3 protein-coding genes are annotated in these 3527 nt (G+C 71.3%); 1 reads left to right on the forward strand and 2 read right to left on the reverse strand.

Annotated features, from left to right (window positions below):
• Positions 1–259: 259 nt before the first annotated feature.
• Positions 260–1603, reverse strand: coding sequence for a C1 family peptidase (locus ACR9ZK_RS21050; protein ID WP_481343917.1), 1344 nt, complete (start codon positions 1601–1603; stop codon positions 260–262).
• Between the two features lie 97 nt (positions 1604–1700).
• Entirely contained in the window at positions 1701–2210 is a 510-nt protein-coding gene (locus tag ACR9ZK_RS21055; protein ID WP_481343918.1) for a GNAT family N-acetyltransferase, read from the reverse strand.
• Between the two features lie 85 nt (positions 2211–2295).
• Between ACR9ZK_RS21055 and ACR9ZK_RS21060 the strand changes: the two genes are divergently transcribed.
• Positions 2296–3300: a helix-turn-helix transcriptional regulator gene (locus ACR9ZK_RS21060; RefSeq protein WP_481343919.1), complete on the forward strand. Its 1005-nt coding sequence runs from the start codon at positions 2296–2298 to the stop codon at positions 3298–3300.
• Positions 3301–3527: the final 227 nt, after the last annotated feature.

The raw sequence follows: 3527 nt of genomic DNA on the forward strand, positions 1-3527 counted from the left end.
CCCAGATGTAGCTCCGTCTCGTGGGCTCGGAGATGTGTATAAGAGACAGTCCCACCCCTGGTCGGCTCCCCGGTTCGTTCCCTCCCCGATGACCCATACTTTTCCGGACGAACTGCAAGTCGCAACCGGCCTTGCCCTCAGAATTTCTGCAAGAGTCCTGCAAGATCGGACAAACCTGACGAACGGGCGCGGCGGTCCGGCGAAATCGCCTCAGCGACAAGGAGATTCGCTGGGACTGGTGATGTCTACGTGACTGTTGTTACCGGTGGGACGTCGCGAGAGCGCCCATGGGGTCCCACGCCGGCAGGACAACCGGCTCGGCGTCGAGCGCCGCACGCAGCTCCTCCGGGAGCGCGTCGCGACGCACGGCGATCTCGAAGACGTGCTCGCCGAACCAGTTGTCGTTCATCGTCATGAACCCCTTGTCGCCCTTCTCGGTGCCCCAGCTGTTCTCGACGCGCCACCGACGCGGCACGTCCTCGACGAGGTCGACGCCGGTGAAGAGCATCGCGTGCGTCATGAGCGACTCGTGGTGCAGCAGGCGGTCGGCCTTGTCAAGGTCGGGTGTCGTGCCGTAGACGGCGGCGCGGTCGTAGAGGCCGGCGTCCCAGAGACCGAGGTCGGCGTTGGACATCTGACCGGTGTCGCAGCCGAACCAGACGGGTTCCCCGCCGACGATGGCGCGGGACGCGAGCGACTTCATGAGGTCTGTCTCGACGTTGAGGTAGGTGACCGGTGGGGCGCCGACGACGTTGCCCAGGTGCTCGACCGTGTACGTGCGGCCGTACGGGTTGGCCGGACGCGGGTCGTTGACGATGCAGACGTAGTCCGCGAGCGGCACGGTGACGTACGCCTCCGCGAACTCGAGGGGCGTCATCGTGCCCGCGCGGTGGAAGCCCTTGTCGGAGTCCTTCCACTGCCACAGGAACGACTCGGGCGGAGTGCCGAGGTGGATGGACAGCAGCCGGTGCACCGTGGCGAGCACGTCCTCCTTGGCCTCGGCCAGCTCGTCCGGCGTGGCACCGGCGGCGACCCAGGCCCGCAGGTCGCGAGCGGCCTGGCGCAGCACCGTGGCGAGGTCACGGTTCATCGCGCGCGTGTTTCCGGAGGACGCGGTCTCCGGCATCGCGGTCTTCGGCACGAGCCCGTGCTTGAGGACGAGCGCGACGAACATGTTCCACTGCCCACCGTCCTCGCTCGGCGTCGCGAGCAGGTGGGCCACGGTGCGGTCGTCGACGTCGCGGTCGGCGGTGACCAGGATCGACTCGAGCCAGTGGTTGGCCTTCTCCAGCTTGTCGAAGAAGAGCAGGTGGTTCTGCGAGAACTCGAAGTCCTTGACGCCGAGCTTCTTGGCTGCGCCGGCGCGCAGGAGGTTCGTGCCGGCGAAGAGCCAGCAGCGGCCGCTCTTCTCCTGCGACGTGGCGGTCCAGTCGTCGAGCAGGTGCGAGACCGAGTGGTCGATGCTCGTCACGACCCGGCGGTCGAGCGCGACGTCGTCGACCTGCGTCTTCGTGACCGCGTTCTGCAGGAGCCGCGCGGTGGCGTCGGCCTCGAAGGCCTTGGCGAACCGCTCGAGGACGTCGGGGGCGAGGTCACGGGGCATGCGGACTCCTTCGAGGAACGGGGTGGCGGTGCCTCGACCCTACGCCGCGGTCCGCTCCCCGGGGACGGTGCGGACGCGGCATCGACCGGTCTCGCGGTCAACCGTCGAGCGGGCGCTCCCAGAGCCGGGACGTCGACTCGAGCTTGTCGTAGACCCAGGGCCGCGTCTCCCCGGTCGGGCGGTACCCGAGGCTGTGCCAGAACGGGGCGGCGACGTCCGCGTTCGTGTCGACGACGGCCAGCCGCAGCGTGCCGACGTCGCCCCACTCGCGGGCGAGGCGCACGACCTCGTCGTGCATGGCGCGGCCGAGGCCACGACCCCGGGTGCCGGCGTCGACGAGCAGGAGTCCGACGAACGCCGTGCCGGGTGCCGGGTAGCCGTGCAGCACGTCGGCGGCCGCGACGAGCCGTTCCCCGTCGAACAGGCCGAGGACGTGTTTGTCGGCGGGGTCGAAGTCGGGCGGAACGATCGTCAGGGTCGAGTAGCCGTCGCTCGGTCCGGGCGGGTAGCCGGTGACGCGCTCGGCGTAGCCGGGGTCGGTCTCGAGGAGGGCCTGGAGCAGGTCGTCGTCGCCGGGTCGGTCGAGTCCACGGACGGTCCGGGTCATCAGTGCAGGCTAACGCGGCCGGCCCTCCGGCTCCGGGACACCACCGGCCCGTCGGACGCCGCCGCTAGGCTCGTTTCCGGACGTGATGCGTCCGGGACCGGAGGTCGACGTGCGCGACGAGACGAGCCCCACCTCGCGGGCGCTGCTCACCCTGGAGCTCATCCAGGGCAGTCCCGGCATCTCTGCGGACCGGCTCGCGGAGAAGCTCGACGTGTCCGAGCGGGCGGCCCGGCGCTACGTCGGCATCCTGCGTGAGGCCGGCATCCCCATCGAGTCCGAACGCGGACCGTACGGCGGCTACCGGGTCGGGCGCGGGCTGCGCCTGCCGCCGCTCGTGTTCAGCGCACCCGAGGCGCTCGGCCTCGTCATGGCCGTCCTCGACGGCCACCACGAGGCCGGCGACCCGACGGACCCTGTCGGCAGCGCGCTCGGCAAGATCGTGCGGGCGCTGCCCGAGCCGGTGGCCCGGCAGGCCGAGGCGGTACGGCGCACGACGGCACCCGCACCGGACCACGCAGCGGTGCGCCCGGACCCGGGCACGACGAGCACCCTCGTCGGGGCCTGCGCCGACCGGCTCGTCGTCCGCCTGTCGTACCGGTCCGAGGCCGGGTCCGAGTGGGACATGGAGGTCGAGCCCTGGGCCGTCGTCGTGCGCCACGGGCGTTGGTACGTGCTGTGTCGACGCCGCCCCGGTGGCGAGGTGCGCACCTTCCGCGTCGACCGGGTCCTTCGGGTCGTGGTGCTCTCCGACCAGTTCACCCCGCCGGTCGATCTCGAACCGGTCGCGATGCTCGAGGAGCACCTGTCGGTCGGGTGGGAGTACCTGACCGACGTCGTCGTCGACGCCCCGCTGGACACGGTGCGCGCGGCCCTGCCCCGCGGGCTCGGCCGGCTCGAGCCGGAGGGTGAGGATCGCACCCGGCTCGTCGGCTCGACGAGCAACCCCGTCTGGTACGCCGAGCAGCTGACCCGGCTTCCGGCGTCCTTCCACGTCGCGGAGGGGCCGGAGCTCCGGGAGGCAGTGTGCGTGCTCGGTCGCCGGCTGCTCGAGGCCGGGCACCCGGTCAACGGAGGCCAGCAGGCCGGGTAGCCCTCCTGGCGTCCCCGTCGGACCGGTTCCCGACGAACGACGTCCAGGCCACGGGAGGGGTGGCAGGGCGCATGCGGCGCGCCGACGAGCCACGGGGACCTCACCTCGCCCGCTCAGCATTGCTCCGCGTGGCGAGCCAAACGACGCCGCCCCGGCACGGCCCGCGGGTCCGGGCCCCGCCGCCCAGGCGCTGTCTCTTATACACATCTGACGCTGCCGACGACGGA

The organism is Monashia sp. HAY1-5C (genome assembly GCF_056755255.1).

What these genes read in the sequence shown, in the direction of transcription:
- ACR9ZK_RS21050 (WP_481343917.1), bottom strand. Translation starts at nt 1,603, where the DNA reads ATGCCCCGTGACCTCGCCCCCGACGTCCTCGAGCGGTTCGCCAAGGCC.
- ACR9ZK_RS21055 (WP_481343918.1), bottom strand. Translation starts at nt 2,210, where the DNA reads ATGACCCGGACCGTCCGTGGACTCGACCGACCCGGCGACGACGACCTG.
- ACR9ZK_RS21060 (WP_481343919.1), top strand. Translation starts at nt 2,296, where the DNA reads ATGCGTCCGGGACCGGAGGTCGACGTGCGCGACGAGACGAGCCCCACC.